The sequence below is a fragment of the Achromobacter sp. FW305-C-13 genome (assembly GCF_058783475.1).
Map to the genome: position 1 here is coordinate 725,335 of NZ_JBYSYN010000004.1, position 16,114 is coordinate 741,448.

Consider the following 16,114-nt stretch of genomic DNA (forward strand, 5'->3'; position numbering starts at 1 on the left):
CAGGTGCACCGTGCGCAGCGCTGCCGGCGCTGACGGAATCTGTACAAGTTCGTGCCAATTCCCAGCAGAGCGTCGATCAAAGTGCTCACGTAAGCACACATGCCTTTCACTCGACCCATCTGGCCACGGTCCCTGCAACCAGCCTGTGCGCCGCCTGCAGGGGGTTCAGAGAAGTTTCGTCCAAAGAGCTCGATGGTCTGAATCGGGATCGCGATGACTGATCTGCAGCGAGACAGAAGATCGTCCACCTGATGAGCTATGAATTAGCATTGACGCACACAATTTAATGTGTTTTTATCATGAAATTATGTGCCAATTCGCTCGAGAGGCTTGGCGATGACATACACCGAGTTTCTGGGAGAGCTGGGAAAAGCTGGTCTCACTGTCCGCGCTTTTGCTAAGTTGATCGGGATGAACCGCAATTCCGTTTCAAACTACGCAGGCGCCGGGGAGGTACCCGGCCATCTGGCTGTAATTGCTGCTTTGCTTGCGGAAATGAGTGTCCAGGGCTTGGCTTTCCACGATGTCCTCGCACGAATCGACTTGACGCCAAAGCGCCCACGTGGTGCTGCTAAGGCGGGGCGATTCGGTGGCGACAAGCAAAATCAATTGGAGTTGGATCCGTGAAAGAAGAATTGTCGATCTCACTCAATCAGGTGCACGCAGACCTAGGCTGGCCAGCCCCGGCGACTGTAACGCATCCGAAGGGGGCGGGTGCGGCTGTCTTCGCATCACTAGCGCGAGAAAAAATCGGTCGAGCGCTAACCCGCTTTGACGACGCGCAGCGCGCGGTGGTGGGCGTTTTGATGGCTGATTCTCAAGCAACCGCAACTGAGCCACCTTTAGCCGTCGTTGTTGATTTCCAAGGTGACGCAAAGGATGCCACTCTACGAGAGTTGCATCGCCTGACTTGGAATTTTTCACACAGCCCAGTTTTGGTGACGATAGAGCCGAATCTGCTCCGTGTCTGGAGTTGTTGTGAAGCCCCAGACCCTGACAGGAACGTTGGCGATTTCCTAGTGCATCAGATCACGCAGTCAGATTTAACACAAATTCGCTCTGACGGTCTTGAGAATCGAGCGGCGCGTGCGCTGCACTGGATAAATCTCGTTTCTGGGGAGTTCTTTTTCCAGCACGCTGAGCGGTTTGATCGCGACGGACGGGCCGACCAAATGTTGCTTGGCAATTTGCGATACATTCGCGCCAAATTGGATGAGGCCGGTCTTCAAGACGATGATATTTGCCATGATTTGCTGGCTCGCATCATCTTCGTGCAGTTTCTCTTTGATCGTAAGGACTCGGATGGCGCTGCCGCTCTAACGCCTACCAAACTTGCACGCCTCCATGCGGATGGCATTCTAAGCCGTGCACATACCGGATTTGCTAGCGTCCTTGATAGCTATCAAGATACCTATAGGCTTTTTGATTGGTTAAACATCCGCTTCAATGGGGATTTGTTTCCTGGCAAGGGCGACACCCCAGCTGCGCGTGCCCAAGGCTGGGCAGCTGAAAAGCGGGCAGTTAGTAAGCAACACCTTGCCCTACTAAGCGATTTCATTCGTGGCGACGTGAATATGCCTTCGGGGCAGAGATCCCTTTGGCCGCAATATTCTTTTGATGTTATCCCACTGGAATTCATCAGCAGCATTTATGAGACGTTCGTGACCGAGCGAGCTTCTCAAGATGGAATTTTTTATACCCCACCCCACTTGGTGGACTTTGTGTTGGATCGCGTATTGCCATGGAGCGGCGTCGAGTGGGATTTGAAGATTATCGATCCCGCATGTGGCTCGGGGATTTTTTTGGTCAAGGCGTTTCAGCGTCTAGTTCATCGGTGGAAGCAAGCCAATCCGGATAAACCTATCCGCGCGGAAACCTTGAGAAATCTCCTGGAGCGCAATATTTTCGGCGTGGACAAAGATCCGCACGCCGTTCGTGTCGCATGCTTCAGTCTTTACCTGGCAATGTGCGACGAAATTGAGCCGCGCCATTACTGGACGCAGATTGTGTTTCCAGCCATGCGAGAAAGACGTCTAGTTTGTTCGGATTTCTTTTCCGAAAATCGTAACGGCTTCGACTCAATCCAAGATGCGAACTCATACGATCTAGTAATTGGCAATGCGCCATGGGGCGACAGCCTTGTAACCCCGCCCGCTCTAGATTGGGCAACTTCCGCTGAGCGGTCTTGGACTGTAGCCAACAAGGATATAGGTGGCTTGTTTCTGGCAAAGGCTGCACATTTGGTGACTCTCTCTGGTCGAGTCGCCATGATTCAGTCTGCAAACTCCTTGCTATTCAATGGCAGTACAAAAGCCATTGCCTTCAGGAAAGAGCTCTTTTCTGCACACCGCATCGAAGAGATCTACAATCTTTCAGCACTGCGGTTTAAGGTCTTCAAGCGCAAGTCACATACCACAAAAACGTCAACCTCACCCGCATGTGTGGTGATGATGAAAAAGTGTATTCCATCGCTGGATGACCGCATTGCTTATATAAGCCCTAAACACCTCAAGCCGCTCGTCGACGAGTTCACTATCATTATAGAACCGCAGGATCGTCGTTGGCTAACCGTACGTGAGGCCGCTTCCGATCGACTGGTTTGGACGGCCCTGATGTGGGGCGGCCCCCGCGATCGTGTCCTTCTAAAGAAGCTTCAAACATACCCCAGCCTCTCTTCTGTCCGGGAAGAGCTCGGCGTAAAAAGCCGGCAAGGGATCATTTACGGCGATCGGACTAGATCCGAGCCCCGTTTGTACAAACGACGCCTCTTTGATGCCGATGTTTTTCCAAACGAATCATTTTTACATATAGATGTCGATGCACTACCGCTAGCAGGCGAGATAACAACCCACTCTCGGGACTCTACCGATTTTGGTGCATTTTCCTTTCCACAATTGATTATCAAGCAGAGCTGGCAGAAGGCATCAAGTCGCTTTCATGCACGCATAGCCAAGTCTCGTAAAGGAGAGGGGGCCCTGTGCAATAAGAGCTATGTCAGCGTTCACGCTCCAGCACCATTGCTAGAAGCCGCCTGTGTGTCCTTCAATAGTGCTATCGCTACTTATTATCTACAATTGACTAGCGGGCGTATAGCCGCGTATCGGCCAGAAGCGTTGGTTCATGAACTAATGAGTCTTCCTATTCCTAACCCTGAGTCTGGATTGGCGGATGGAATTGAAACGTATGAACAGCTAGATGCACGTGCTTTCCGAGCTTTCAATCTAAATGATGCGGAGCGCGTTTTGGTTGAAGATATGTTTCAGTACACGCTACAAGATTTTCGTGGCGATGACACGGCCCCCTCTCGACAGGTAACGTCCGGTTCGAATGACGAATCAGAAGTCCAACTAAACTCTTACTGTGACTATTTTGTTCGTGTATTGAAGGCGGGATTTGGGAACAATAAAAAAGTAGCTGCGACTATTTTTCGATGCGAGCATGAGTCCCAGTTACCATACAGACTTGTGGCATTCGAACTAGGCGGAACCGCCAATGATACGATCAATGTTAGACAAGTACGAACAACAGCGCTGCTTGATGAGTTCGAACGGTTAGACAAGGGATCGTTACGGCCCGATGTCGCGCGACGCGGTATATATCATGAACGGATTGTGCGTATATATGACAGCAGCAATGGGATTCCAACAATATTTGTCGTAAAACCAGACATGGCACGATATTGGACGCGCAGCGCAGGTTTAAGTGACGGTGATGAGGTGGCATTGGATCTCTTTCGCTGGCAGCAAGTGGCCGCAGAGGAGGCGGCCCTCCAATGACGACGCCTACTTCTTGGCCTTCACCGCCAACTGTCCCAGATCCATCGTTCATCGCGCTAGCCTGCTCATGGATGCAGAATCCAGCACACTGGATACTCGGCTTCGTATGGGCAGCCTACGATGAGATGCTCGCACATCCACCCGCCGTCGATAGTCGTGATCTTGAACGCAGCATTACGCAGTTGCTTGAACCGCGTATTAGGGATTCCATGACGGGCTTTGAACCCTTTTACGTGCAACATGGCTCCTTCGAAAGAGAAACGATGATGGCGCCACCCGCTCAACCACCGGCTTACGATCTCGCGTTTATACTTCGAGCTGATGAGCGCATCATGTGGCCGCTAGAGGCTAAGGTGCTGGAAACTCCGCGTACATTGGCAGAATACGAAAGAGATGTTCGTGAGGAGTACCTGACCTGTCGATATGCACCATTCTCGAATTCTGGCGCGATGTTGGGATACCTTATATCAGGGTCTGCACTGGACACGCTTGCAAATATTGCGAAAAAACTGGGCTGCGCTCTTGATACTGTTGCCGAGTTTCCCTCAAGGCCACATCGGCTCTCCAATCATCATCGCAGCGTGCCCACCGGCAAGGCCTATCCGAGCGACTTCAGATGCCATCACCTAGTCCTGGAATATCCAGGACTGGCACGTCATAAGTAGAAAAACTGAGGGTGTCAGACTACAACTTCGCAACCTGTAATTGCGAGAACTGTAGTTTGACGCTGAGAGTTCCCCACGAATTTCCAGGGAAACCCATTTCAAATCAGAGGCTTGGGGAGCAGAGAAAAAGTAAAACGATTCGCTGGTTGATGATCAGGGCATCTTGCTCACCCAATATTGGTCAACACGGCGCGTGCACGGCCTTCGCGCGGTGCGCATCAGTTGAATTTGCCCAGGTATCGGGAGAACACCCAGCCCTGAATTTCCGCGCCGCTCTCTTTGTCGACCCATAGGACCAAGGCAAAGTCTTTCTCCTTCCTCAGTAGCTTCACCGCCTGGCCGAAGGCCAGACGCCCGACCGCTGGCGAGCGGGCTCGAGCGTTCTGCCGAACAATGAGCACCTTGGCCGAGACGTAGCGGTAATCTACCAGCAGTAGCGGCGACCCCACTGCGGCACGCGCGTTATCCTGCACCGCCTTCTTAGCTGCCTGCGGGCTCTCACCCAACACTACCGGCGCGTAGTGCCCCATGGCCGCCCCTATAGCGCCCGCAATCAGCCAATCCACGAACTTGCGAAAGAATAACCACAGCATCAACTGTACCGTGGGCTTCTGCTGCACCTGAATGGCGAGGACGATGCGCTCGACAGCCTCCTGAAACGACTCCTGCTCGGCGACGGTCTGAGTTATGGACTCCACGACCTGCTGGGTCTCCTGCAAGTCCTCCTCGTTGGTCTCGAACTGACTGAAGTCAATTTCTCGGAATTTCGGCCACATGCGATGCAACGACTTCTTGGCCTCCTCCATTATCCGGAACGCGGGGGTTGCCTCCAGTTGGCGCGCAAAGTTAACAGCCGAGAGTCCAAAAGCTTGGCGCCGAAACTCCTCCAGCATGTCTTGATTCTGAGAGATCGGCTTCACGTGTTGCTCATACTGCTTGACCATACTACTGATGGAATCGAGGCGGGCCGCTCGCCGAATAGTGTCGTTGTCTATGCCGAGGCCGGCGAACGTGTCTTTCGGGAAGTCCTGCTCCATCATTCGCTTCACCTGCATGGCGATGGATGTCCCGTCGATGATCCCTTGCATATGCTTGGGGACCGCTAAGCGTTCCAGCACTGCTTGAATCTGGGAGTGCGGCTCAAACTGCCTCGTCAATTCCTTCAGTTGGTAGTCGGAGTAAGGCTTCACCAGATCCTGCATCTCTTGGATTTTTCGCAGCGGGCGCATCTGACGCTCAAGCTGCTCCTGAATCTGCTGGAGCGCGGTCTTCTTGGGGTTGCCTGGCGGCTCGTCGAGTGTGCTATCCATTTGAATATGTTGCCCGCTAGCAGGCTCTCAAAGTCCGAGGTACTGAGGTGAAGGGCCTGCCTAGGAACGGTCATCGATCACCGTCTTCTTTTAGCCATAAGCAGAAGTTAGAAGAGGCTTGTTGTCCCCCCTTAGGGATGGTCTGTATGCAGATGGCGTTACAGCGCAGAAGAATCGATCGGCTAGGGTTAACTAATTGCCATCCTTCAATAACAACAAGGTGTCGGACTGCAATTTCGCTGCGAATTGATTGTCGGACTGCAATTTCACGGCATATGGCTGGCCATAGCCTAGCCTAAAAATCTATCCCTTTCCCACAACAGCATCAATTAACCGCCGCATTCCCAACGCATTCAGTGTCTCGGTCGTCATCAGACTATTAACCGGCAGTGACTTAAAAGTGGTGTCAGACTACAATTCACATCTGCTAGTTTCTAGTCTGACGCCATTTTTCTCAAGAGACTAGTCTGGGGCTGAAGCGCCTTTGGCAATATACGGTCGAGCTCTGATTGCCCGAGGGATCGTCCGGTTAACAATAGACCATCGTCCGCTGAGCCGGCGAAGAGTTGCACCGGCACTTTAGCTTAACCCAATCATTCCCACCTACGAACATGATCTTTGTCGATGAGAGCATTCAGGACGATCTTGGCTACATTTGCGTTGGTTTCGCTTACTGTGACGAAGAGCCGACCGACGCTGTTAATGGCGCCATATCTCGGGCGGGTCTAACGCCAACTCTCGACGAATACAAGAGCGGTGCTCGAATGGCCCACGCACAAGGACTGCGCGACCTACGAGCCGACATCTATCGCATCGTTCTAGATACCTGCAGGTTAGGCTTGTATATTGGTCCAACTAGCGAGCGACCTATCTTGCTCAAATCTGTCGTTGCAACCGCAGATCAGATTATCCAACGCAATGCCCTTCCCCGGCCACAAGCTGTATTTGTGGATGAAGGCATCACTGGAGCCGCTATGCCGACCGAGAACATGGAGCTTACAGTCGACTGCAATTCAAAATTTATACCTGGAATTCAACTCGCTGACTTCGTAGCCTATCACTGTTCGTACTTGCTCAAGTGCTCGTTGACTGGGATGCAAAAGAAGGTTCATATCAACGATGAACTACATCCGCTCGGCGGGCAGGAAGTTGAGCTAGATTGGATTGTCCGAACCGCCTTCCGCCGGAAGTTCTTTGTAGAGCATAGAAACTTTAATGAGCTTCAGGGGGACGACTGGTCATTCAAACTTGCTGGACATGGGGCCTTCTTCTCCGAAGATCTTTCACCGAGCGTAAGGACAGTGGCCAAAGATATCTTTGATTCAATGTACTTTGGATGTGTTTGGTAGTTTCCAGCGAGAAGACGCTACGGGATTACCGGTCCAAGGAAAAAGGTGTCAGTCATTTAGCAAGACTACATTTACACCGTCAGACCTGACGTCTGGCACTAAGGCGCTTCCGCTGCCAACCGCGCATCGAAGCCATTGCTAGGCCCATCCGCTATCACCACCGCCTGATCGCCCAAGGCCGCCGCCGTCGCGAACACCTTGCGCCGCGTCCCGGTGGACATCTGTTCAAAGCGTTTGTCCAGATGCGGCTCCAGCCCCAGGTCATAGGCCAGCTCCAGCGTGGCCTCGTCGAGCGCCACATTCTTCTCCGCCCCAACCTGTTCCAACAGCCCGCGCCCCTTCTGCGTGGGGAACGCGAGGCAATTATCTGGCACTTAGGCCAGACTGGCCTTGGCTTGCTGGGGCGCGTGGGTCAGGAATGCGTCTATCCAGACGTCTCCGCTATCCGGCGCGATGCCTCCCGCGATGAGATTCAGGAGGGTGGATTTGCCGGTGCTGTCTTCTTCGCATAGCGCCACGTACCCGGGCGTGAAACGGTGGGCCCAGCCCTGGAAGACGAGGTAGTCGCCGTAGCGTTTGCTGAGATTGTCGAGTCGTAGCACGGCGGGGCTTTTACGCAAGAACAGGAGGCGGGACTAGAACCGGCGGCGCTCGCTATGCGATAATTGATAACGATTCCCATTTATTGATAGCCCACGCCGTGGACTCGACACGCGATAGCCGGTTTTCCACCATTTATAAGAACGACCATCCGTGGCTGGAGCGGCGGCTGCGCAATGGTTTGCGCAACCGCGAGGACGCGGAAGATGTGGCGGGCGAGACGTTCACGCAGTTGCTGTGCCTGCCGACGCTGGAGCAGTTGAACGAGCCGCGGGCGATGCTCATCACTATCGCCCGGCGCATTACATGGCGGCTGTGGCGGCGGCGTGAGCTGGAACAGGCGTGGCTGGAGGTGTTGCGCTTGCAGCCCGAGGCGCTGGAGCCGTCGGCCGAGGAGCGGGTGCAGGCGCTGCAATCCTTGCAGAGACTCGATACGGCGCTGGACGGGCTGTCTGCCAAGGCGAGGATGGCGTTTCTGTATAGCCAGCTCGATGGCATGACGCATGTGGAGATTGCGGCGCGGCTGAAGGTGTCGCCGACCATGGTGCGCAAGTACATCGTGCAGGCCTTGCGTCGTTGCTGCGAGGTGTTTGGGGTATGACGGCCATGGATGCGCGCACCCGCGAGGCGGCGATTGAGTGGCAGGTCTGTTTGTCCAGCGGGCAGGCCAGCGATGCGGACCGCGCAGCGTTTGACCGGTGGCTGGCGGAGAGCCCGAGCCATAGCGCGGCGTGGCAACGGTTGAACGCGGCGCTCAATGGCACGCTGCACGCGTTGCGGCCGGGGCTGCTGGCCGATGGCGATGCGCTGCGGCGTTCGCTGGCGGGGCCGCAGTTGGCGCAGCGCCGGCGGCTGGGGAAGCTGGCGCTGGCGGGCGGGGCGTTGCTGCTGGGCGCGGGCGTGGCGGACCGCTATGTGCCCTTGCAATCTCTGGCGTCGGGCTATGCCACCCGCACCGGCGAGCGCCGGCGCGTGGCCTTGCCCGACGGCAACATGATGGAGCTGGACGCGCGCAGCGCGGCGTCGTGGGAGGGGCAGCACGTCGTGCAGGTGTCGGCCGGTGCGGCGATTTTCGAGGTGGGGGAAAGCCAGGGGCTGCAGGTGCGCCTGCCGCAAGGCGAGGTCAGGCTCGGACAGGGGCGCGCCATGGTGCGCTGCGCGGCCGATAGCAGCTTCTGCCTTGCCTTGACCGGGGCCGCCAGTGTCACCACGCTGGCCGGCGCGCGCCAGCAGTTGGCACCGGGCCAGAGCGTGTGGTTTGACGCGCGGCAGATCGATGCGGTGCAGAACGATCAAGGGTATGCCGCCGCCTGGAGCAACGGCGAACTCGAAGTCCATGACGAACCCTTGCAAACCGTCATCGACGCGCTGGCCCGATACCGGCCCGGCTGGCTGCGAGCGTCGCCGCAGGCGTCCCGCTTGCGCGTGACGGGCCTGTTCCCGCTGGACGGCGGCGACCGGGCGCTGGCAGCACTCACGAACACCTTGCCTATCCGGGTGCAGCGGCTGAGCCGCTGGTACGTCATGATCGATCTGGCTTGAAACTTTTTTCTGCGCCGGGTGTTTTTTCAGCGGCGCCGATGCACATACATGGAACGCGTGCTCACGCATCCACGGAGTGTTCCATGCTTTCCCTCAGGTTTCCGGCTGCCTGCGTCATCGCAGCCGCCGCCAGCACCGCCCATGCCCAGGCGCTGCGTCAGTATGATTTGCCCGCGGGCCAGCTGGATGTCTCGCTGACCCGGATCGCACGCATTGCGGGCGCAGTCATCTCGTTTCGGGCCGAGCTGGTGGCGGGTAAAACCGCGCCGGCCGTTTCGGGCCAATTGACCGTCGAGGAAGCCACCGCGCGCGCGCTGACCGGAAGCGGGCTGGAACTTCGGCGCACGGCGGACGGCAGCCTGACCGTGGCGCCGTCCAGCACGACCACGCTGGCGCCGGTGACGGTCGAGGCGACGACGCCGGGCGTGACCGAAGGCACTCATTCCTACACCACGCCGATCATGTCCACGGCCACCAAATTCGCGCTGTCGCCGCGTGAGACGCCGCAGTCGGTCAGTGTGGTGACGCGCCAGCAGATCGAAGACCGCGGCTTTCAGTCCTTGGACGACGTCGCCCGCGACGCGCCGGGCCTGACCACGCGCCAGATCGGCGGCGGGGAACGCACGCAGTTCTTCTCTCGCGGATTCGAGATCAGTTCGTTCCTGGCCGATGGGGTGCCGCTGGGCTACGACTACGACACGCAGGGCGTGGCGACGCTGGCCATGTACGATCACATCGAGGTGCTGCGCGGCGCGGCCGGCATGATGACCGGGGCCGGCAATCCCTCGGGCACGATCAACCTGGTGCGCAAGCGCGCCACGGCGGTGCCGCAGTTCTCGGTGACGGCCAGCGCCGGCAGTTGGGACAATTACCGGGGCGAAGTCGATGGCTCGGGCCCGCTGAACGAAAGCGGCACTTTGCGCGCCCGGGGTGTGGTGGCCTATCAGGATTCGAATACCTTCAAGAAGGCCTACGAGCACCAGCGTCAGCTCTTCTACGGCACCGTCGAAGCCGATCTCACGGCAAACACGACGCTGAGCATCGGCGGCTACTACAACCGCGAGGACAACCCGGGCGCGGATTGGAATGGCCTGCCCACGCGCCGGGACGGCAGCTTCTATGACTTCAGTCGCTCGATCCGCTTGTCGCCGGACTGGGCTTATTGGAACAAGGAGAACACCAGTTTCTTCGCCGAGCTCGATCACCGTTTCGAGAACGGCTGGTCCGGCAAACTCACCGCCCGCACGCTGCGCGCCAAAATGAATATGCTGGGCAGCTACCTCTACCCCCTGGAAGACTCGACGTTCTTCGGGCAGGGCCTGGGCCAGTATGACTACGACAAAACCCAATACAGCGTCGACGGCTACCTGAGCGGCCCGTTCACGCTGCTGGGGCGTACGCACGAACTGGTGCTGGGCGGCAGCTTCCTGAAGAACAAGGACGACGACGGCCCTGGTGGTTGGCCGCTGGACTACAACATGACGGTCGACCCGGAACACTGGGACTCCAGCGCTGTCGAGAAGCCCGCGTTCGTCTACCCGTGGTCGCGCAAGGGATACCAGCGCCAGATGAGCGGCTACGCCACCACCCGCCTGAGCCTCGCCGACCCGCTGACGCTGATGCTGGGTGCGCGGCTGGATTGGTACGAATACGACATGAACCTGAAGTCCGGCGACTACGTCAGCCCGCCCGCCGGATACAAGGTCAACCACGAACTGACCCCCTACGCGGGCCTGATCTACGACCTGGACCGCCAGCATTCCGTCTACACCAGCTGGACCAGCGTGTTCCAGCCGCAGGGCAGCCAGTCCGCCAGCGGCACGCCACTGGATCCGGTCATCGGCACCAATCTTGAGGCGGGGGTCAAGGGCGAGTATTTCGACGGCCGGCTCAACGCCAGCGCGGCGGTATTCCAGATCCGCCAGCGCAATCGTCCGGTCGCTCTGGCCACGTCCGCGTGCAGCCCGGGCGTTATCGAATGCTATGCGCCGTCCGGCAAGGTGGAAAGCCGGGGCTTTGAATTGGAAGTGGCGGGCGCGCTCACGCCAGCGTGGCAAGTGTCGGCCGGCTATACCTTCAACCGGTCCAAGTATCTGGAGGATTCGGGCGCAATCTCCGCAGGCGCTCCTTACGACACGCAGACGCCGCGCCATCTGTTCAAGCTCTCGACCATGTACACCTTGCCTGGCTCGCTGAATGCCTGGCGGGTGGGCGGGGCGGTCCGCGTGCAAAGCGCCATCAGTTTGCCAGCGTATAGCGTGCGCCAGCCCGGCTATAGCGTGTGGGATGCCGTGGTGGCGTATCGGGCCTCACAAAATCTGGATCTGCGCCTGAACGTCTATAACCTGTTCGACAAGTATTACTACCAGGCGATCGGCAGCACCCAGGACAACAATCACTTCGGCGCGCCGCGGGCGTTTCTGTTGACGGCGAAGTACACGTTTTAGGCCTTTTTCAGGGGCTCGGGATTGCGGGCCCATCGCCCGGAAAGCACAAAGGCCGCATATCCATGCGGCCTTTGTTGCCAACTACTGCCTGAAGACTCAGATCACGCCTTGCGCGCCTGCGCGATCAGCTTGTCCAGTTCGCTCAGCATCAGGTCGATTTCTTCAGCCGTCACGTTCAGCGCCGGCATGAAGCGCAGCAAATTCGGACGCGGCGCGTTCAGCAGCAGGCCTTGCGGTTCCAGCTTGCGGGCGGCTTCCACAATCGCCGGACCATCGTCGCGATCCATCACCAGCGCACGCAGCAGGCCCAAACCGCGCTCGCCCTTCATGCCGTACTTGGCCGACAGCGCCAAGAGGCCTTCGGACAGTTGCTTGGAACGCGCGTTGACGGCGTCCATGAAGCCCGGGGCCGCCAGTGCGTCGAACACCGCCACGCCAACGGCGGTGGTCAGCGGGTTGCCGTTGTACGTGCCGCCCTGGTCGCCGTGCGAGAACACGCAGACGTCCTGGCGCGCCAGCAGGGCGGCCAGCGGCACGCCGCCGCCGATGCCCTTGGCCAGCGTCATGATGTCGGGGATGACGTCGGAATGCTGGTAGGCGAACATCTTGCCGGTGCGGCCCATGCCGGTCTGCACTTCGTCGACAATCAGCAGCAGCTGGTTCTCGTCGGCCAACTTGCGCAGGCCTTGCATGAACTCCTTGGTGGCCGGGATCACGCCGCCTTCGCCTTGCACCGGTTCCAGCATGATGGCGACGGTCTGGTCGTCGATCAGCTTCTTCACCGATTCCAGGTCGTTCAGTTCGGCCTTGGGAAAGCCTTCCACTTGCGGAGCGAACATCTTGTCCCAACCCGGCTTGCCGGACGCGGACATGGTAGCCAGCGTGCGGCCGTGGAAGCCGTGGTTCATCGTGATGATCTTGTAGGCGCCGTTCTTCTTGACCTGGCCCCACTTGCGCGCCAGCTTGATGGCACCTTCGTTGGCTTCGCCGCCGCTATTGGCGAAGAAGACGCGGTCAAAGCAGGACGCACCGGTCAGGCGCTGCGCCAGCTCGATCGAGGGGATGTTGTAGAACGCCGGCGACGGGTTCATCAGCTTTTGCGACTGTTCCACCAGCGCGCGCTGCATTTCCGGCGCGGAGTGGCCCAGCGTGTTCACCGCCCAGCCCTGCACGAAGTCCAGATATCGCTTGCCCGCGTGATCCTCCAGCCAGGATCCCTTGCCGCTCACGAACACGAGGTCCGGGCGGGAGGTGATCTCCATGAGGGTGTTGACGTTGAACTGGCTGAATTCCATGGCGGTTCCTGCGGGGTGAAAGGACAGGGGTGAAGGAGAAACTTCGGGGTGGGAAGCGCGAAAAGGCAAATGTAGCACCGACAGAGGGATGCTATCGTGACGCACCCCCGCCGATCCGCCCCGGGCCGCCTCAAAAGGGCCGACCGCTCGGGCGCTCTATTTTATGCAAGTGGCGCGCCCCCGCGCGCCGCCCGTCGTCGCTTTTTACTGACCAATCATGAAACGTATCCTTTCCAGTCTTGCCGCCGGCCTGGCGCTGGCGGCGGCCGGCGCCCCGGCGCATGCCGAATACCCCGAACGCCCCATCCGCCTGATCGTGCCGTTCCCGCCCGGGCAGGCCACCGACATCTTCGCCCGCGCCCTGGCGGAAAAGCTGGGCGCCGCCGTCAAGCAGCCCATCGTGGTGGAGAACCGCGCGGGCGCCGGCAGCAACATCGGCATGGAGCAGGCCGCGCGCGCCACGCCCGACGGCTACACGCTGGTCATCGCGGGCAGTGCCGCCGCGGTCAACCAGACGCTGTACAAGACCATCAACTACAGCCTGACCAAGGATTTCGCGCCGGTGTCGGGCGTGTTCTCGGTGCCGTTGATGTTCCTGGCAACGCCGGCCTCGGGCATCACCTCGCTTAAGCAATTGGTGACGCAAGCGCGCGCCAATCCGGGTGAACTGGCCTACGCCAGCGCCGGCATCGGCGGCACGCAGCATCTGTCCGCGGAAATGTTCAAGGCCGCGGCCGATATCGACATCCGCCACATCCCGTACAAGGGCAGCGGCCCGGCCCAGGCCGATTTCCTGGGGCACCAGGTGCCCTTGATGGTGGACTCCGTCACCGCCGGCCTGCCGCACGTGCAAAGCAAGAAGGCCGTGGCGCTGGCTGTGACGACCGCCAAGCGCCTGCCGCAATTGCCGGACGTGCCCACCGTGGCCGAATCCGGCTATCCCGGCTTTGAGGCCATCGGCTGGGCCGCCGTGCTGGCCCCGCGCGACACGCCGCCGGCCATCACCGACTACCTCAGCAAGCAGATCGGCCATGCGCTGACCACGCCGGAAATGCAGAAATTCCTGCGTGACCGCGGTGCGGAACCCATGCCATTGACGCCCGAGGCGACGGGCACGTTCATCGCCAGCGAAGTCGACAAGTGGGGCCGCGCCGTCAAGCAGTCCGGCGCCCAGGTGGATTAAGCCCGCCACCCGCCCCGCGCGATCCGCACAAAGCCGTCCCCCGCAATAGGGGACGGCTTTTTTCATGGCGATTGGGCGTTTTTTCTGGATGATCCATCCAGCCCCGGGTGGTTTATCGCGGACACGCGCTTGCCTAAGCTCGAAGCTCCATCGATTCATGAAGGGGTTTTCCATGGCAGACCATTCCATCAAGGGCAAAGTCGTACTGATCGCCGGCGGCGCCAAGAACCTGGGCGGCCTGATCGCGCGCGATCTGGCGCAGCAGGGCGCCCGCGCGGTGGCGATCCACTACAACAGCGCCGCGTCCAAAGCTGAAGCGGACGCGACCGTTGCCGCGATCGAGGCGGCAGGCGCCCGCGCCGTCGCGCTGCAGGCAGACCTGACCACCGCCGCCGCCGTCGAGAAGCTGTTCACCGACGCCGTCGCTGCCGTGGGCCGACCCGACATCGCCATCAACACCGTCGGCAAAGTATTGAAGAAACCCTTCACCGAGATCAGCGAAGCCGAGTACGACGAGATGACGGCGGTGAACTCCAAGACCGCCTTCTTCTTCCTGCGCGAAGCGGGCCGCCATGTGAACGACAACGGCAAGGTCTGCACGCTGGTGACGTCCTTGCTGGGCGCGTTCACGCCGTTCTACGCTGCCTACGCCGGCACCAAGGCGCCGGTCGAGCACTACACGCGCGCTGCGTCCAAGGAATTCGGCGCGCGCGGCATTTCGGTGACCGCCGTCGGCCCGGGCCCGATGGACACACCTTTCTTCTACCCGGCCGAAGGCGCCGACGCGGTGGCGTACCACAAGACCGCGGCCGCGCTGTCGCCCTTCAGCAAGACGGGCCTGACCGATATCGAAGACGTCGTGCCGTTCATCCGCCACCTGGTCAGCGACGGCTGGTGGATCACGGGCCAGACGATCCTGATCAACGGCGGCTATACGACGAAGTAATCTGTCACCTGCCGTTATCCACAGGGCGATCCGCCCGTGGACGGCAGGGGACGCCAGACGCATGGACCGATTCGACCAGTACCGCGTGTTCGCCCAGGTCGCCGACATGGGCAGCTTCATCAAGGCGGCCAACGCGCTGGAGGTGCCGCGCGCCTCGGTGTCGGCAGCCATCCAGCAATTGGAGACCCAGCTGGGCGTGCGCCTGCTGCATCGCACGACCCGGCAGGTGCGCCTGACGGCCGACGGCGAACAGTTGCTGCAGCGCGTGCGGCCACTGCTGGCGGAAGTGGAAGACATCGACCAGTTGTTCCACGCCGGCCAGCGCCAGGTGTCGGGCCGGCTCAGCATCGATGCGCCCAGCCGCATTGCGCGGCGGCTGATCGCGCCGGCGCTGCCCAGCCTGCTGCGCCGCCATCCCCGGCTGGAACTCCTGCTCAGTTCCACCGACCGCGCGATCGACCTGGTGCAGGAAGGGGTGGACTGCGCGGTGCGCATCGGCATGCTGGAAGACAGCAGCCTGGTCGTGCGGCCGCTGGGCCATATCGCCCTGATCAACTGCGCCAGCCCCGATTACCTGCGCGAACAAGGCGAGCCACACCGGCCCGACGACCTGGCGTCCGGACACTGGACCGTGGGCTATGCGTCGCCCAAGACGGGCCGGGAACTTCCCTGGGAGTACCTTGCGGAAGACGGGGCCGCACAAGTCGCCCAGGTGCCGGCCCGGGTGGTCGTGAACAATGCCGAAAGCTACATCGCCTGCTGCCTGGCGGGGCTGGGGCTCATCCAGATTCCGCGCTTCGACGTCCAGCACCTGCTGGATGCCGGCAAGCTGGTCGAGGTCATGCCGGCCTTCCGCGCGGCCGCCCTGCCGGTATCGCTGCTGTATCCGCACAGGCGCCAGCGCTCGCGCCGCCTGGCCGTGTTCCACGACTGGTTCGCGGCCTTGATGCAACCCCATCTGGACGGCTGAAGAGCAATCGAAGGGCAACCCGGCACGCGGT

The 16,114-nt window shown here is 59.7% G+C and carries 12 protein-coding genes and 1 pseudogene; 10 read left to right on the top strand and 3 right to left on the bottom strand.

Translation table 11 applies throughout. From position 1 onward, the window contains the following. Nucleotides 1–336 precede the first annotated feature (336 nt). Genes AC3WMU_RS26970 through AC3WMU_RS26980 form a run of 3 tightly spaced genes read left to right on the top strand, consistent with a single transcriptional unit; the run spans nt 337 to nt 4,441 of the window. Nucleotides 337–627, top strand: a complete 291-nt coding sequence (locus AC3WMU_RS26970; protein WP_492283222.1) for an XRE family transcriptional regulator — start codon at nt 337–339, stop codon at nt 625–627. Then, nucleotides 624–3,776, top strand: coding sequence for an HsdM family class I SAM-dependent methyltransferase (locus tag AC3WMU_RS26975; RefSeq protein ID WP_492283223.1), 3,153 nt, complete (start codon nt 624–626; stop codon nt 3,774–3,776). The genes AC3WMU_RS26970 and AC3WMU_RS26975 overlap by 4 nt, the downstream gene beginning before the upstream one ends. Then, on the top strand, nt 3,773–4,441 hold the full coding sequence (locus AC3WMU_RS26980; RefSeq protein ID WP_492283224.1) for a hypothetical protein: 669 nt from the start codon (nt 3,773–3,775) through the stop codon (nt 4,439–4,441). The genes AC3WMU_RS26975 and AC3WMU_RS26980 overlap by 4 nt, the downstream gene beginning before the upstream one ends. A gap of 218 nt (nt 4,442–4,659) precedes the next feature. Here AC3WMU_RS26980 and AC3WMU_RS26985 read toward each other — a convergent pair whose 3' ends face one another. Further along, a complete protein-coding gene (locus tag AC3WMU_RS26985) occupies nt 4,660–5,751 on the bottom strand; it encodes an SH3 domain-containing protein (protein WP_492283225.1) in 1,092 nt (363 codons plus the stop codon). A gap of 611 nt (nt 5,752–6,362) precedes the next feature. Between AC3WMU_RS26985 and AC3WMU_RS26990 the strand changes: the two genes are divergently transcribed. After that, on the top strand, nt 6,363–7,100 hold the full coding sequence (locus tag AC3WMU_RS26990) for a DUF3800 domain-containing protein (RefSeq protein ID WP_492283226.1): 738 nt from the start codon (nt 6,363–6,365) through the stop codon (nt 7,098–7,100). 119 nt (nt 7,101–7,219) lie between these two features. Here AC3WMU_RS26990 and AC3WMU_RS26995 read toward each other — a convergent pair. Then, nucleotides 7,220–7,702 (bottom strand): annotated as a pseudogene (locus AC3WMU_RS26995) (ATP-binding cassette domain-containing protein); the annotation flags it as partial. Between the two features lie 98 nt (nt 7,703–7,800). Between AC3WMU_RS26995 and AC3WMU_RS27000 the strand changes: the two are divergent. The 3 genes from AC3WMU_RS27000 (at nt 7,801) to AC3WMU_RS27010 (ending at nt 11,689) form a co-directional block, all read left to right on the top strand. Continuing rightward, on the top strand, nt 7,801–8,301 hold the full coding sequence (locus AC3WMU_RS27000; RefSeq protein ID WP_492283227.1) for a sigma-70 family RNA polymerase sigma factor: 501 nt from the start codon (nt 7,801–7,803) through the stop codon (nt 8,299–8,301). Then, complete coding sequence (locus AC3WMU_RS27005) at nt 8,298–9,242, top strand: FecR family protein (protein ID WP_492283228.1); 945 nt, start codon at nt 8,298–8,300, stop codon at nt 9,240–9,242. The genes AC3WMU_RS27000 and AC3WMU_RS27005 overlap by 4 nt, the downstream gene beginning before the upstream one ends. Nucleotides 9,243–9,325: 83 nt before the next feature. Next, the gene (locus AC3WMU_RS27010; protein ID WP_492283229.1) at nt 9,326–11,689 is read left to right on the top strand and encodes a TonB-dependent siderophore receptor; all 2,364 of its coding nucleotides are present in this window, start codon (nt 9,326–9,328) and stop codon (nt 11,687–11,689) included. Between the two features lie 101 nt (nt 11,690–11,790). On the opposite strand, the gene AC3WMU_RS27015 is transcribed toward AC3WMU_RS27010, so the two are convergent. Then, nucleotides 11,791–12,984 (bottom strand): acetylornithine transaminase, encoded by a 1,194-nt coding sequence (locus AC3WMU_RS27015; RefSeq protein ID WP_006227790.1) that lies wholly within the window; start codon nt 12,982–12,984, stop codon nt 11,791–11,793. Nucleotides 12,985–13,201: 217 nt separating this feature from the next. Here AC3WMU_RS27015 and AC3WMU_RS27020 point away from each other — a divergent pair, with 217 nt between their 5' ends. The 3 genes from AC3WMU_RS27020 to AC3WMU_RS27030 all read left to right on the top strand — a co-directional run bounded on the left by AC3WMU_RS27020 (nt 13,202) and on the right by AC3WMU_RS27030 (nt 16,083). Beyond that, the gene (locus AC3WMU_RS27020; RefSeq protein ID WP_006227789.1) at nt 13,202–14,167 is read left to right on the top strand and encodes a Bug family tripartite tricarboxylate transporter substrate binding protein; all 966 of its coding nucleotides are present in this window, start codon (nt 13,202–13,204) and stop codon (nt 14,165–14,167) included. A gap of 172 nt (nt 14,168–14,339) precedes the next feature. Then, entirely contained in the window at nt 14,340–15,113 is a 774-nt protein-coding gene (locus AC3WMU_RS27025; RefSeq protein ID WP_280027139.1) for an SDR family oxidoreductase, read from the top strand. Nucleotides 15,114–15,174: 61 nt separating this feature from the next. Beyond that, nucleotides 15,175–16,083 (top strand): LysR family transcriptional regulator, encoded by a 909-nt coding sequence (locus AC3WMU_RS27030; protein WP_492283230.1) that lies wholly within the window; start codon nt 15,175–15,177, stop codon nt 16,081–16,083. The last annotated feature ends 31 nt before the right edge of the window (nt 16,084–16,114 follow it).